This window comes from Sporosarcina gallistercoris (assembly GCF_014836415.1).
Taxonomy (GTDB): Bacteria; Bacillota; Bacilli; order Bacillales_A; family Planococcaceae; genus Sporosarcina; species Sporosarcina gallistercoris.
Genome location: NZ_JACSQY010000004.1, coordinates 62,206 through 75,944, shown reverse-complemented (window position 1 = coordinate 75,944; position 13,739 = coordinate 62,206). Strand labels below are relative to the sequence as shown.

The window sequence follows — 13,739 nt, the reverse complement described above, 5'->3', positions numbered from 1 at the left end:
TTGCTGCCCTGCTCGAGTGAGTAGTTAAACAGAATCATTCGTGACGACGCGATTTTTACCGGATCGTTTCGCTTGGTAGAGCGCTTCGTCTGCTTGGCGGATCACGTCACGGATATCATCTTCTCCCGAGCGCCACACAGCCGAGCCGACGCTGCAGCCAACTGAAACGACTCCTTCCTTCAGTTGGAATGGTTCGTTGATGGTTTGAATGACGCGATTTCCAACTGAGAGTCCGTTCGTTACGGGATCTCGTTCTTCTGATAATACAACGACAAACTCATCGCCGCCGATTCTCGCGACCAGTTCACCAGGGGAGACAAGTGTTTGCAATCGTTCTGCAACGAGCTTCAGCAGCTGATCTCCTGCAGCATGTCCGAAAGTATCGTTCACGTTTTTGAAACCATCCAAGTCTAAAAACAGAATGGTGACAACTTGCTTTTCCGTCTCTGTTTCTTCCAAAAAGACGTCAAGCCCATAACGGTTGGGAAGTCCAGTGAGCCGATCGTGCTGAGCTTTGTTCTGGGCCATATGCAAAGCGGATTCCGTTGTAGTGAGATCTGTAACGAGTTTCTGAAGGGAATCGGACAGGATTTCGATTTCGGAGATCCCCTTGTACTCCGGGATTTCCACGTTTTCACCTGCACGCAGCCGGTCAGCAACTTGAGTAATACGTTTCAGTGGGCGGGTCATCCAGCCTGCGAGGATCCGACCGACGAAAGCGGCAAGAATGACTAAAATCACACCTGTGAGAATGAAGTAGCGCATAAGCTCCCGAACCGGTGCGTATGCCTCTTCCACAGGTTGCCGTACGAGAATGGTCCACCCCAGACCAGGGTATTCTTCGTAGCCGGCAGCTGTGACGTAGCCTGTTAAATATTCTTTGCCATCTGCCCATTTTTCGCGTGTCCAGCCATTCTGTCCTTGACCCGCAAGCTCTATGCTAGTTGTTTGGAGTTCCATTCCAAGCATTTGTTCAGGCCCTAACACAATATCGGATTTCAAAGGACTGACGATGAAAAATTCAACTTCTTTCCGATTGCTTAGTGTTTCCTCCATTGAAGTTCTCACTTCTTTTAACCAGTCCCAACTAAGATGCGCAGCCAATACCCCTACTAAATCTCCATCGCTATTTTTGACGGGGGTACTGATATCGACGAATTTCATCTGCTCACCAGACGGATTAGGGAGCAGGTCAGCAAGTAATACAGCTTCGTGTACATCCCCGATGAAAGGTTGTTCCAGTGCGTTTTTGTAGACAGGACGTTCTGAAATATCAACACCTTTTAAAATATCGTTTGAGGATGCTAAAACAGTCCCTTTTGGATCGGTATACCCAATCCAGGAGAAGGTTGGAAATGTATCTTTTAGCTGATTGATCAGGATGCTGATTTTTTCGGGCTTCTCGGGATGCTGAAGTTCGTTCAAATTGGCAAGAATTTGTGTTTCCCCATAACGGGACCACATATAATGATCGAGTTTGTCCGCCATCAGATGAGCAGTTTCACCGAGAGATCCCCCAATTTCCTGTTCCACCTGTTTAACAGCACGTTGTCCAATTATCAAACTGAGCAAAGAGATGGCGAGAAACGAGAAGATTACAAATATAATAGAAAGACGGGTCCGAAGACTATGAATACGGGCGATAACGAACCCCTCCAAGTGGTAGAATTAAGACTATATTACCATGTCGAGACAGAGGTTGTCAGTTTATTTTAAGGACAATTAGTGAAATAGGGTGATAATGTTAGTCATCTGACGCTATCGGGAAAGAAGGATAAGAGAGAGTCAGCTAGCTACACAAGGAAAGGAGTGTTCACGTGGGAATTTTATTGATCATTTTCATCGCTCTCGGTGCAGCGGGTCTACTTCTTCAAGGACTGATGTATACGAAGCAATTCAACTTGAATTTAGGGATCCGCGTTCTGAATACTGTGCTTGGGCTTATCATTGCTTACATAACGTTCACTTCGTTCCCTGAAGGTGAAACGATAAGAAAGTCAATCGCTGCCGCACTAGGAATCAGCGCTGTGGTTGGTTTAGCAATCAGTCTTATGCAACGGAAGGCGCTCGTCGGCAGGTTACTTTTAACTCTATCCGTTTTAGTGGGACTTGGCTTTTTGTACGTAGGTATGTGAATCGGATTAGGCTGGCTGCTTCTATTCAAGAAGCAGTCTATTTTTTGTTGACTCTTACGTTACGTCAGGCCTTACACTGAAGATATGAAAGGAGGATGGTCATGAGAGTGAAAGAAGTAGCAGCACTATCAGGTGTGAGTGTCCGAACGCTGCATCACTACGATGAGATAGGATTATTGAAGCCAGCAGTAACAACTGAAGCGGGATATCGCATATATTCGGATGGAAATCTTTCTGAGCTCCAGCAGATCCTGTATTACAGGGCCATCGGTTTTTCACTGAAACAAATCAAGGAAATACTGAGGAATCCGTCATTCAATCGACTGGAAGCATTGGAAAGTCAACGACAGATGCTCCATCGGAAGCGAACGCAACTTGACGACATGATTAAGACGATTGAACGAACGATAAAGGAAGGAAAGGGTGAAGTGACAATGTCACACGAAGAACGATTCAAAGGATTCGATTTTAGCGGAAATCCTTACGAACAGGAAGCAAAAGATCGATGGGGAGAAGAGATTGTCGATGAAACAACAAAGAAAATGAACCAGTTCGGAAGTGAAAATCAGGAAAAGATGAATGAGATCTACAGACGGCTTGCCGAAGTACGACATCTCCCAGCGGATTCTGAGGAAGCTCAAGCAACGATCGGTGAATGGTATCAGTTCTTGAACACGATTGGCACGTACTCACTGGATGCATTCGCAGGACTCGGGGAGATGTATATGGCAGATGAACGTTTCAAAACGAACATCGACCAGTTTGGTCAGGGATTAGCTTGTTTCATGCGCGATGCGATGAAAGAGTTCACGCAAACAAAAAACTAACTAAAACAGGTGCTTTTAAAAGGCGCCTTTTTTAGATTGACCTCTTCAATTCGTTGTCTTATGATTAATGAATCTAAATAGTTCGACACTGGATGGAAAGGTAGTGATCTGATGAACGTCCCTGCAAAATTACAGATGGGTGATGAGATTCGTATTGTCGCACCGAGTCGGAGTGGTGCGATATTGTCTGAAGTTGGAGTGAAGAGCGCTACAGAACGACTGGAAACCCTTGGATTCAAAGTGACGTTCGGTAAGTATACGTTTGAATCGGATCTTCACCACTCCGCTTCCATTGAACACCGAGTCGAGGATATTCATGAGGCGTTCAGAGATTCCGCTGTCAAAGGGATTTTGACCGTCATTGGCGGGTTTAATAGTAATGAGCTGCTGCCGTATTTGGATTATGATTTGATCGGAAAGAATCCGAAAGTGTTTTGTGGATACAGTGACATCACCGCGATTGCAACAGCAATTACTACCAAAACAGGGATGGTCACGTATTCCGGACCTCATTTTTCAAGTTTTTCGATGGACATTGGCCGAGAATGGCAGACGGAGTTCTTCAAAAGATGTCTCATGCAAGATGTACGTTTTGGGCTCACACCTTCTGAGCAGTGGAGTGATGATTCGTGGTATATGGATCAGGAAAATCGAACGTTTGAACCGACAAAATGGAAAGTCTATAACGAGGGAATGGCAACAGGTCGCGTCTTTGGAGCGAATTTATGTACGCTTAATTTGTTGCAGGGAACTGAGTACATGCCTGAATTGAGGGATTCAATTTTATTTATAGAAGATGATGATATGACCATACCTGAGACGTTTGCGCGGGATTTGACTTCCTTACTGCAAGTGGCGGGCAGCATCCGCGGACTCGTAATCGGACGTTTTCAACGGGAATCCAATGTTTCTGATGAGCACATCCGCTATATCCTAGGAAAACATCCGATGCTCCAACACATTCCCGTTCTCTATGACGTGGATTTCGGTCATACTCAGCCGATGTTCACCTTCCCGATTGGTGGAGAGGCAGTTTTAGATAGTAGAGATTGTACCATTGAATTGAAAGTGTTCTAATCTCTCGTTCAACCTGGCATTGCTTAAAGCAGTGCTTTTTTTGCGTGGTTTTCATTTATATAGATAGGAAGCGCGGACTTTTCAACTTCCCGGGAAATCTTTCAGCGCTGTGTGAAATAATGACTGACAAAACCGTTACCGATTCCAACAGTCGGTGTCTAAGTAGATAGAAGAGAGGTGATAGGATGTCTGCAGAACAATGGTTTGAGGACTATGCCGACGCAGTGTATAGCTACATTCTGATGCAAGTGCGCAATCGGCATATCGCAGAGGAGCTGACTCAAGAAACATTTGTGAAAGTTGTAGAGAAAGGCCATCAGTTCGACGGCCGGTCAGCAGTGAAAACGTGGATCTTCCGGATTGCTTACACGACAACGCTGAATCACTATAGAAAAAAGCATCCCCTGACACACTATCTCGACAAGGAGTTCCACATCTTCGGCAGTCACCCGTCCACGCAAGAGACGGCACTGCTCAATGCGCAGGAAACACAGTTCTACGAAGCGCTTCGTAAGCTGAAAAAAAGCTACCAGCAAGTGATCCTGCTAAGGCATATACATGGATTCTCCACGAAAGACGCAGCTGCAATCCTGGACAGCTCGGAAGGAAAAGTGAAAATGAGTCTCAAACGGGCGATAGCCGCGTTCAAAAAAGAACTGGAGAAAGGAGGCATGAGCCATGAAACCCTATACCGACGATGAGATGATCGAAAAACTGGAAACACTCAGTGAGCCGTTCCACCCGACCCATGAACAAAAAGAAAGCATGCATGCAACGATATTCCAACAAAAAAACAAGCGGAAAAAGCGATCCCCACTGCAATGGAAACCTGCACTCATCTCCCTACTCCTACTTATCACCGTCATGTCAGGTGTCACCATTATGATTAGCAAGCCGGACTCTCACAGCTTGGGCTTTTTCGCAAAAGATGTCACCAAATCATGGAACCACGTGGCGATGAAGCAGGAAAGTTCAAATGACCTGACTTCCTATTACCTGTATTTCGATGGAGGTACCCTGCATGTTTTTCAAAACATGGATATAGGATTATCGTTCATGGGTTCCGGTATGAGCGAATCAGAAATCAGAGAAGCTGCAGCAGACCATCAAGCAAAACTAGCAAAGATGACATTGCAAGAAGGCGAATACCAGAACTACACCGTCAAAAAGAAGAAAAACTTCTATGAAATCAAGGTACCAGGGAAAAACGGCTTCACGTACACAATGGAAAAAACGGCTCCACGGAAATATACGGGGGAAGACGGCATTCGCTATAGCACGGGTCAATATATTGAATAAGTCATGTCAGACGGAATTTCCGGTATATGGAGAATTCCGTCTTTTTCCTGTTTGTCTCGGCAATAGAATGATTTTAATTTATGGGAAAAGATAGATAATTGACAAATAAGTGTTATAATTTAGAAAGGATATTTAGGCTTTTAGATGGCCTTTACATGAAGTTTAATGTTGAAAGTGAATTACTGGTCAACGGTGTTTTTGAAAAGATCTAGCATACTGAAAACGCTTCTATGGAAAGAAGGTCTACTATGATAAGAGTTTTTGAAGAATCTGATATGGATGCCTTGGTTGCCATTTGGTATGAAGGATCGTTGCAAGCTCACCATTTCATCGATGCCGATTATTGGGAGTCGCAAATCATGGATATGAGAGAAAAGTATATCCCGATGTCAGAAACGCATGTCCTAACTACCCACTCAAAAGTTATCGGTTTCATTTCAATGGTTGACAATTATTTGGCTGCCCTCTTCATTGATACAGAATGCCAGAACAAGGGGGCGGGTAAGCAGTTACTGGATTTTGAAAAGGAACGAAAAAGCACGATTCAATTGAAAGTGTATAAAGAGAATCTATCCGCCATACGCTTTTACAAGAAGAACAGCTTTGTAATCAAAGAAGAGTTAACGGATGAGCAAACTGAGCAGAGAGAGTACTTGATGGAGTGGAACGGTTCATCTTATATTTCTTAATATTCAGGATTGGGAGCACGTTCCTGCTGAATTGTTAACATAGGACTTATTGACATATAAAGGGGTCTAAAAGATGAGTAATCAGATTGAATTGAGTTTTAAGAACAAGGCAGTCAAAATGTGGCTGATTCTTATGGTGCCCAACGTCTTTGTGCAAATTTGTCTTACCCAGTTCACTGAAGTGCCAAGAATTATCCCTGCGTGTCTCCCTGCAATTTCTTTACTCATCTTTTTTTCTTGGTTTTACTGGTACAAGAGAAAAGAGCAGTCTGTTGCCTGAGTATTTAGGTTAAACACGATTGATAGGCAAAGTCCATTAAGAGATGTTGAGAAGCTATAGTAATAGAATTGCCGGTAGAGTCAAGAGTTCAATCTCAAGATGAGTATCCATAACATCCACTCAAATGAACTCACGGAGGGCTTTAATGAAGTTTCAGAAATACTTTCAAGTAAGGTGCCTATTAACCAACTGGTACATTTAATGAATTAGGGGTGCGTTTCAATCGGGCCATCTAATTGGATGACATATTAAGCGAATTATGGATGTCTTAAATGATTATTATAAATCTAAATAGCAGATGAGCATTCAAGAAATACGGGAAGAGGGGTTATGTGTACAAATTTTTTAAAATTACACTTATTGTTTTGGGAGTAATTATATTTGGTATTGCTGTACTTGTATTTTCCTTTATTCAAAGTATGAAACCGGATAAGGACAAAGAGGAAGAGGTAAAAGTTCAAGCTGAAAAATATTTAAAGGATAATTTTAATAGCAATTTTGTGATATATGACACGTTGTTTGATAATATGGGGAACTTTGGATTTGAATATGCCGCCAAAGTCAGGGATACAGTTACTGAAACGCAATTTTTAGTTTATTATGATGATGAAAAGAATCACATGGTTGATACTTATATTGCGGAAAAATGGGCCAAGGATTTAGAGAAGGAAATAAGCCTTTTTATCGAGGAGAACCTTGAAGATTCAACTGATCTCTACGTTTTCTTTGATGACAAAATAGGAAATGAATTTGGTATCGATCCTAATAATCCTAGAAATTACAAAGATTTCGATGTTGAGCCTACTATCCGTATTAGAGTGCCTAGAAAAAAGAGTGATGAAGACGAAAAAATTATTAATGAGTTCGTGACTTTGTTGAAAAGTGAAGCTGAATTACAACATGGTTCTGTTGTTATGGAGTATATCGCAGAAAATGGAGTGATTTTAGATGATGAATGGTGGAAAGATTTTTAAATGAAAAGAGAACTTAATTTCAGAAATCGGACCCTTATATTGGGTAGTGTTTGAGGGAGCGAAACGATGAAGAGTTTATTAATTAGCCTTGGCATTTCAATGACAATAATCTTTGGTGGAGGATTTATTATTCGCTTTATACGAGATTCGGATTTTTATATTACTGAGTTCATAGGGGGAATCATAGGCATTATTATTTTAATCATGGGGATATTTGTAAAAGTTAAAATGAAAATCGAAGAAAAGAAAGAAAAGGTGTGCTAGTGCTTGAAGTATGCTTTTAAATTTTTTATACGAAAGTTGGTGCATTGAATTTGAATCTTCTACATAAAATTCCCGTAACACCGATTGGTAATTTGCAGGAGGAATTGAAGAACGCCATACCGCTTTCCATTGCCATCGGTCATGATAATGACGTGTTCGTTCTGCTGATGGAAGAACAGCCTCCGCTAATAAATGATCGATTTCCTGCAACTATCACGGAAGAACCCTATAACTACCATGTGATTCACTTGAAAGATGGACAGAAAACGGTGATCGAGTTGCCAGGAGAAACGTGGAATTATCATTTTGTCCAGCCTATTGATGAAGATCATATATTGCTCGTCGGTGCCCGTTCCTATTACCATAGCGCAGAGAATATAGAAGAAAATGCACGCGTGTATGATAGAAATGGCCGACTGGTTCGTTCCTTTTGTTTAGGTGATGGAATTATGCATGTCCATGTAACCAAGAACCAGGAGATTTGGACAGGATACTTTGACGAGGGAACATGCGGCAACTACGGTTGGGATGAGCCGATTGGCAGCAGCGGTCTTGTTGGATGGGATGCAGAAGGCAACAAGTTGGATTCCCTTGAAGGAGATACGACTTATTACATTTTCGAGTGCCTAGCCCTAAATAGTAATCCAGACGATGACATATATTTTTTCTTCAGCATAGAAGGCATGGTGGGGATACGAAAAGACGAAGCATCCTCGTATTATGAACTGGATGACCTCGATTTCACTTCATTCGCTGTGAATCGTGACAAGATGGTCGTCCATCACAGGAGGGAAGGAAGTATTCTTATGGAACTGGAGCGACGAGGCAACCGCTATGAAACTGTCCGGAAACTGGAACTGATCAAACCGGATGGAACACCGGTCATTCCTCTAGAAGTGAGCAACCGAGAGAACCAGCTACTGTTTTTAGATGGCAATGAGCTGTACTTGTATAAAGCAGGATATGCTGATTGACGAGAAGTTTACGGAGCAGTGAACAAGAATAGCTCACTCGGCATCTACTTAGTAACGGGATAGGCTATGAGATGAATAGTTGGTATCCCTTATGTCAGAATCCCCCTAATATCTATATCACTTATCACCGTATCTAAAAAGGAAGGAACCCCATGATTGGAGAGAAAGAAACGCGTTCAGTTCATCGCTATAGTTTCATCGAGAAGCTTTTATTTAAGCCTGTTCGTTTCAACTTTACTAAACTGGCGCAGGAGTTACGTGGGAAGACGATTCTGATTACAGGAGCGAGTTCGGGGATAGGCGAGCAAGTTGCGTATCTGTTGCAAGATCTTCCTGTCCATTTGATATTGGTCGCTCGGCGCAAAGAAAACCTGCTGCGTATCCAAGAGGAAATTGAAAAGAACAGGGCGACTGTTACGGTCTTTACAGCCGACCTGCGAGTGGATGATGAGTTGGGAGGGCTGATAGACCTGATTCAATCGCTGCCTGGCGGGCTGGATATCATGGTCAGTAACGCGGGATTGTCCATCCATCGGTCAATTTATGAGTCACTGGACAGGTATCATGATTTTGAAAGAACCATGGCGATCAACTACTTTGCGCCTGTCAAAATGGTATTGTCGTTCATTCCATTATTAGAGAAAAACAATGGGCAGGTCATCAACGTATCTACCATCAATTCCTTGTTAATCCCTTTTCCCGGATGGGCTGCATATCAAGCTTCTAAAGCGGCGTTCGACAACTGGTTGCGTTCCGTCGCAATTGAATTGCAGCGAAATGGTGTATCGACAACTTCAATCTATCTTCCATTAGTAAAGACGGACATGATCCGACCGACAGCGGCATATGACCGGATGCCGGCGATGTGTCCGAAACATGTAGCAATAATCATTTGCAAGTCCATGTATACGAAACGCAAACTGTATAGGCCTTGGTGGCTGCCATTCGGACAATTGTCCTCCGTACTTTTCCGGAGAACAATAGAAATTGGAATGCAGAAGATGAGCGGAAGAAGGGATCGACATGCAGGTTCGTAATTTAACTCACCTGTTGAAAGAGATGAAATTGCTGTCGCCGATGGGGGCTGTTGGATTCGCCTCGTCGGTTGCGAAGCATGGGGTAAATATTATGACTTTATTGGAACTCGCAGAAAAGTTCCATGGAGACAAAATTGCGATAGTAGATGATCAGGAGTCGATCAGTTACTCGCAACTCTGCAAGCAATGCGATATTCTCGCATTTCATCTACAACAAACTTACGCGATCGATAAAACCAAAAAGGTTGCGTTCCTTTGTCAAAATCAATCCTCCGTCGTCAAAGCCATCTTTTCTGTAGCCCGTTTAGGGGCAGATATCTATTTATTGAATACGGAAATGGGCAGCAGCCATTTTGATGAATTACTGAAACACCATGCATTCGACCTACTCATTTATGATCAGGTAGTAAGTGGGCTAGTGGATAATTCTGTTTATCGGAATCCGAAGATTTTGAGCTTTCATGATGACTTGCATGCCATCAATCATATGACATGTAGCGAATCCTTCGTCGCCAGTAAAGTGAAAAGAACGTCAGCCGGAAAAATTGTACTTTTGACCAGCGGCACAACCGGGAAACCGAAAAAAGTGATTCATCAACCATCGCTTTTCAATTATGTCCAACCATTTTTGACTATGGTGACGAAACTGAAGCTTACAGAACGCAAAAATGTAATGATTGCCACTCCCGTTTATCACGGATATGGAATCGCCATTCTGCTTTCCTTTTTAGCGTTAGGGAAGACAGTAATTCTGAGTAAAGGGTTCTCAGCAGAAAAAGTGTGTACTCTTATTCGTACACACGAAATAGAAGTGATTACGGTGGTTCCTTTGATGATTGAAAAACTCTTAACACAATGCGATGGTGGTTTAACTTCGTTGAAATGTATTGCATCCGGGGGAGCAACATTGCATCCAAAGCTTGTTCAATGCATCGAAGAGAAACTTGGTCAGGTTCTGTTCAATCTATATGGGACTTCGGAATCGGGTCTGAACTGTATTGCGACTCCAGAGGAATTATCAATATCTAGGTGTACAATCGGCAGGGTGATTCAGGGCAGTCGGCTGAAGATACTGGATGAAAAGAAAAAGGAAGTAGTGGTTGGAAAAATCGGGCAGTTTTATGTGAAGAACAAATGGTCGATGAAAAATAAGGAATCACGTTGGATCAGCACTGGAGACTTGGGGTACAAAGACCAGCATGGCTTGTGGTATTTGTGCGGTAGGACAGATGACATGATTGTATCGGCTGGAGAAAATGTCTATCCAATTGAGCTGGAGCAACTCATAAGGATCCATCCCTTAGTAAAAGACGTGGCGGTCATCGGGATAGAAGACGATAGATTCGGCCAACGGTTATGTGCATTTATAGAGCCGGTCAACGATGAGTTAACAAGTGAATCCTTCAACAATTGGTTAACTGGCAGGGCTGCCCGATATCAAATGCCTAAAAAAGTGATAATCCTTAGTAGCATTCCGTACACCTCCTTAGGGAAAACGGATAAGAAAAGGTTACGAGCAATGACGACTGGCTGTGTCAGTTTGTAAAGTAGTTTTAGAAAGAGGTATGCAACAAACAAACATGATTGTTTAAACGTTCATGTTTGTTTCTTACGCATGCGCTGTACATTAAGTGCAATAGCAGGTATCGTGCTGGTAATGAGACCAGATAGAAATGATTAATGCAATTGGGAGCAGTTGTTGAATAAGTGCTACGATGTAAACGAACTTATACAAATATCTTTAGCTGACAAGGGGATGAGTCTTATGGATAGCATTCCAAAAGTAAGACAAATATTACTTGACTAGGAAATCGGTGAGCAAGAGTTCATTGATGTATTTAATAGGGTTTTCAAGAAAGAATGCTTTATTTATGCAATCATCCTGAATGGGATAATGAGCTTCTTAATCGATTGTCTAACGATTTTATTACTTTAAAGAAATTCCCCTTACCTTTATTACATATTTTCCCTAGAACTATAGGTTTTTTAGGGTATATGAAAGATGTAAATAAACATTATATTTTTGATTTTTACTTAAAATCTTCAACAATAGATTTCTTAATATTCTCTGAAACTGACGTCTCCAAGCTATTAAATGACATAAATAAGAAAAATATAGATATTTATAAAGTATTTGAATCAAATCAGATTTCTCATATAACTATTGGTCCTGATGGCCAATGGTTAAATGTAGTTGAATATTGAAAAGCCCTTTAGGCTTTGGAAGAGTGCAGTCTTGGAATAAGATTTACTCTTCGATAGGCCAATGTGTTTGATAGGGATTCAATTATTAATAGTGTTTTGGGGGGATATGTATGTCCGGAATTTCATTAGTTCCACATAGTGAGTTTTTTGCGAAATCAATGTCATTACTTTCGTCAGCACCTCAAGTAAAAGACGCATTAGGGCTTACTGATGATCAAACTTCACTTGAAGGAACTGTAGGTTTTATCAAGTTTATTCAGGAACAAGAGAAACTGGGAAAGCAGTATTCAAGAGTTATCCTTGATGAAAGCGGAAATTTAATTGGGGTAATAACACTAAAGGACATTGATAATACCAATAAAACTAGTCATATCGGTACTTGGTTAGGGCGTCCATATTGGGGACAAGGCTATAATTTATTAGCAAAAAAAGAAATCTTATATAAAGCATTTACGGAATTGAATTTGGACTATGTGTTTGCGGGCGCTAAAATTTCTAATATACGATCTATTAAATCCCAAGAAAAGCTCCCATTTATGAAGATTGAAGTCCAAAATGAGTATTTAGATGAACATAAGAAACTAGAATCTGATGTTGGTTCCCCTTGTATATTAAACGTTGTAAAAAAAGAAGTCTTCTTAAAATGGTATTTACAAACAGAATGCAAAAGCTAATTGATTAAAAAGGCGCGATTCTAAAAGAAGGTATTAGCATGATCTACATAAAGGCCATTTAGTTAGAGTGAATTCCAAGTAAGTATTGAAAATGGATATTAAATAGTGACAAGTTTGAAGATTGCTTCCACATCAACATGCGTACAAGTTCTTTAACAAGGATTAGCGATCCCTTTAATTATTGGCTAAGTTGGTGCTATAAAAATCAAGAAAAAGTTTTGAGACATACATGAAAATCTGAGGAAGTGATACATATCGAAGGTGTTAAAGATCTTTTGCCTAGACATAAGCATGATACTGAGCGTGTGGAAATGATTAGCAAAATGAGTAGAGATAAAATAGTACAATTGTTGCCAGGTTTACTCGAGTGGATTCAAGATATAAATTGGCCAGTGGCACCAAGTGTGTTGAAAATACTTTTGACCTTCCCAGAAGAGATTGTTCCCCATGTGCAAGATGTTTTATATTCTGATGATGATAATTGGAAGTGGTATATTCTACACTTTTTAGTAATTGAATTGCCGGCAGAGTCAAAAATTCAGTTTAAAGAGTATTTAGCAAGAGTTGTCGAAAATCCTACACAAAATGAGCACGGGGAAGAACTTGATGAAATTGCCAAAGAGATTTTAGAGACGCTGTAATATAAGCTATTTCTTCAACCAGCGGGCGCATTAATGGAACAAGATTGTGAAAGAATAGGGTTGTTATTATTTAACTATGCTGTAAGGATATTAACTTCATAAAAGAAGAGCGGAGATAGAAACTGCTACCTAATTTTTAAAAAAACATTGAAACTCTTGGGAGGTGGAATTTAGTGAGCTTGCACAATCACGAATCTCCAACAGCCTATAAACGAGTTTTCGACCGCTTAGCGATCTATGTGCTTGCGGTCTTTCTCTCCCCCGTTCTTTTCGGTGCTTGTCTGGCGTTATATTCAATGGCAATGTATGACGACTCCTGGGGATTCGGTCCGACCGTCTTCGTAACAGCGCTTTATTCGCTGCCGTTTTTTGCTCTCGGAGCCTTTCCAGTTTCCTTGTATATCGATTCTAGTGTCAGAACAAAACAAAGCCCCCGGTGGATCAAGAGCCTTCTTTACACGGGGGCTGGTAGTATCGCCGGTCTTCTTAGTGCCGTCCTGTTCGGTGATATGTTCTCCATCCCTGTTATGGCTCTCTACGGTGCAGTCGGTGCCCTTGTGCATTTCGTAGTAGTGGAACTGGTAAAAAAGCTATTTAGATGACGTAAACAGCCTGTACTGAAAATCAGGAAGATCAGTGAAGTAACTGGCAAGACAAGGAGGT

16 protein-coding genes are annotated in these 13,739 nt (G+C 41.5%); 15 read left to right on the top strand and 1 reads right to left on the bottom strand.

Going from position 1 to position 13,739, the window contains the following annotated elements; all coding sequences use genetic code 11:
- Nucleotides 1-24: 24 nt before the first annotated feature.
- Nucleotides 25-1,533 carry a diguanylate cyclase domain-containing protein gene (locus H9659_RS07345; protein WP_318240706.1) on the bottom strand — a complete coding sequence of 503 codons (1,509 nt, stop codon included), beginning with the start codon at nt 1,531-1,533 and terminating at the stop codon, nt 25-27.
- Nucleotides 1,534-1,817: 284 nt separating this feature from the next.
- Here H9659_RS07345 and H9659_RS07340 point away from each other — a divergent pair, with 284 nt between their 5' ends.
- The 15 genes from H9659_RS07340 (at nt 1,818) to H9659_RS07270 (ending at nt 13,678) form a co-directional block, all read left to right on the top strand.
- The gene (locus H9659_RS07340; protein ID WP_191689290.1) at nt 1,818-2,135 is read left to right on the top strand and encodes a hypothetical protein; all 318 of its coding nucleotides are present in this window, start codon (nt 1,818-1,820) and stop codon (nt 2,133-2,135) included.
- 95 nt (nt 2,136-2,230) lie between these two features.
- Nucleotides 2,231-2,962: a MerR family transcriptional regulator gene (locus tag H9659_RS07335; protein WP_191689289.1), complete on the top strand. Its 732-nt coding sequence runs from the start codon at nt 2,231-2,233 to the stop codon at nt 2,960-2,962.
- 111 nt (nt 2,963-3,073) lie between these two features.
- Nucleotides 3,074-4,039: a S66 family peptidase gene (locus tag H9659_RS07330; RefSeq protein ID WP_191689288.1), complete on the top strand. Its 966-nt coding sequence runs from the start codon at nt 3,074-3,076 to the stop codon at nt 4,037-4,039.
- Between the two features lie 185 nt (nt 4,040-4,224).
- On the top strand, nt 4,225-4,740 hold the full coding sequence (locus H9659_RS07325; RefSeq protein WP_191689287.1) for an RNA polymerase sigma factor: 516 nt from the start codon (nt 4,225-4,227) through the stop codon (nt 4,738-4,740).
- Nucleotides 4,718-5,338, top strand: coding sequence for a hypothetical protein (locus tag H9659_RS07320; protein ID WP_191689286.1), 621 nt, complete (start codon nt 4,718-4,720; stop codon nt 5,336-5,338). Before H9659_RS07325 ends, H9659_RS07320 begins: the two co-directional genes overlap by 23 nt.
- 248 nt (nt 5,339-5,586) lie before the next feature.
- The gene (locus H9659_RS07315) at nt 5,587-6,027 is read left to right on the top strand and encodes an N-acetyltransferase (RefSeq protein WP_191689285.1); all 441 of its coding nucleotides are present in this window, start codon (nt 5,587-5,589) and stop codon (nt 6,025-6,027) included.
- Between the two features lie 73 nt (nt 6,028-6,100).
- Nucleotides 6,101-6,307 carry a hypothetical protein gene (locus H9659_RS07310; RefSeq protein WP_191689284.1) on the top strand — a complete coding sequence of 69 codons (207 nt, stop codon included), beginning with the start codon at nt 6,101-6,103 and terminating at the stop codon, nt 6,305-6,307.
- Between the two features lie 332 nt (nt 6,308-6,639).
- Nucleotides 6,640-7,281, top strand: a complete 642-nt coding sequence (locus H9659_RS07305; RefSeq protein WP_191689283.1) for a hypothetical protein — start codon at nt 6,640-6,642, stop codon at nt 7,279-7,281.
- Nucleotides 7,282-7,347: 66 nt separating this feature from the next.
- The gene (locus tag H9659_RS07300; protein ID WP_191689282.1) at nt 7,348-7,545 is read left to right on the top strand and encodes a hypothetical protein; all 198 of its coding nucleotides are present in this window, start codon (nt 7,348-7,350) and stop codon (nt 7,543-7,545) included.
- Nucleotides 7,546-7,649: 104 nt separating this feature from the next.
- Nucleotides 7,650-8,519: a hypothetical protein gene (locus tag H9659_RS07295; RefSeq protein ID WP_225217716.1), complete on the top strand. Its 870-nt coding sequence runs from the start codon at nt 7,650-7,652 to the stop codon at nt 8,517-8,519.
- A 152-nt stretch (nt 8,520-8,671) separates the two neighbouring features.
- Complete coding sequence (locus tag H9659_RS07290) at nt 8,672-9,556, top strand: SDR family NAD(P)-dependent oxidoreductase (RefSeq protein ID WP_191689280.1); 885 nt, start codon at nt 8,672-8,674, stop codon at nt 9,554-9,556.
- Nucleotides 9,543-11,102, top strand: a complete 1,560-nt coding sequence (locus H9659_RS07285; RefSeq protein ID WP_191689279.1) for an AMP-binding protein — start codon at nt 9,543-9,545, stop codon at nt 11,100-11,102. The genes H9659_RS07290 and H9659_RS07285 overlap by 14 nt, the downstream gene beginning before the upstream one ends.
- Before the next feature lie 769 nt (nt 11,103-11,871).
- Complete coding sequence (locus H9659_RS07280) at nt 11,872-12,435, top strand: GNAT family N-acetyltransferase (RefSeq protein WP_191689278.1); 564 nt, start codon at nt 11,872-11,874, stop codon at nt 12,433-12,435.
- 275 nt (nt 12,436-12,710) lie between these two features.
- Complete coding sequence (locus H9659_RS07275; protein ID WP_225217715.1) at nt 12,711-13,076, top strand: DUF5071 domain-containing protein; 366 nt, start codon at nt 12,711-12,713, stop codon at nt 13,074-13,076.
- A gap of 173 nt (nt 13,077-13,249) precedes the next feature.
- Nucleotides 13,250-13,678: a hypothetical protein gene (locus H9659_RS07270; protein ID WP_191689277.1), complete on the top strand. Its 429-nt coding sequence runs from the start codon at nt 13,250-13,252 to the stop codon at nt 13,676-13,678.
- The last annotated feature ends 61 nt before the right edge of the window (nt 13,679-13,739 follow it).

Bases quoted from the DNA above. Each gene is read 5' to 3' on its own strand.
- H9659_RS07335 (WP_191689289.1), top strand. From the start codon at position 2,231: ATGGTCATGAGAGTGAAAGAAGTAGCAGCACTATCAGGTGTGAGTGTC.
- H9659_RS07330 (WP_191689288.1), top strand. From the start codon at position 3,074: ATGAACGTCCCTGCAAAATTACAGATGGGTGATGAGATTCGTATTGTC.
- H9659_RS07325 (WP_191689287.1), top strand. From the start codon at position 4,225: ATGTCTGCAGAACAATGGTTTGAGGACTATGCCGACGCAGTGTATAGC.
- H9659_RS07320 (WP_191689286.1), top strand. From the start codon at position 4,718: ATGAAACCCTATACCGACGATGAGATGATCGAAAAACTGGAAACACTC.
- H9659_RS07315 (WP_191689285.1), top strand. From the start codon at position 5,587: ATGATAAGAGTTTTTGAAGAATCTGATATGGATGCCTTGGTTGCCATT.
- H9659_RS07310 (WP_191689284.1), top strand. From the start codon at position 6,101: ATGAGTAATCAGATTGAATTGAGTTTTAAGAACAAGGCAGTCAAAATG.
- H9659_RS07300 (WP_191689282.1), top strand. From the start codon at position 7,348: ATGAAGAGTTTATTAATTAGCCTTGGCATTTCAATGACAATAATCTTT.
- H9659_RS07290 (WP_191689280.1), top strand. From the start codon at position 8,672: ATGATTGGAGAGAAAGAAACGCGTTCAGTTCATCGCTATAGTTTCATC.
- H9659_RS07285 (WP_191689279.1), top strand. From the start codon at position 9,543: ATGCAGGTTCGTAATTTAACTCACCTGTTGAAAGAGATGAAATTGCTG.
- H9659_RS07280 (WP_191689278.1), top strand. From the start codon at position 11,872: ATGTCCGGAATTTCATTAGTTCCACATAGTGAGTTTTTTGCGAAATCA.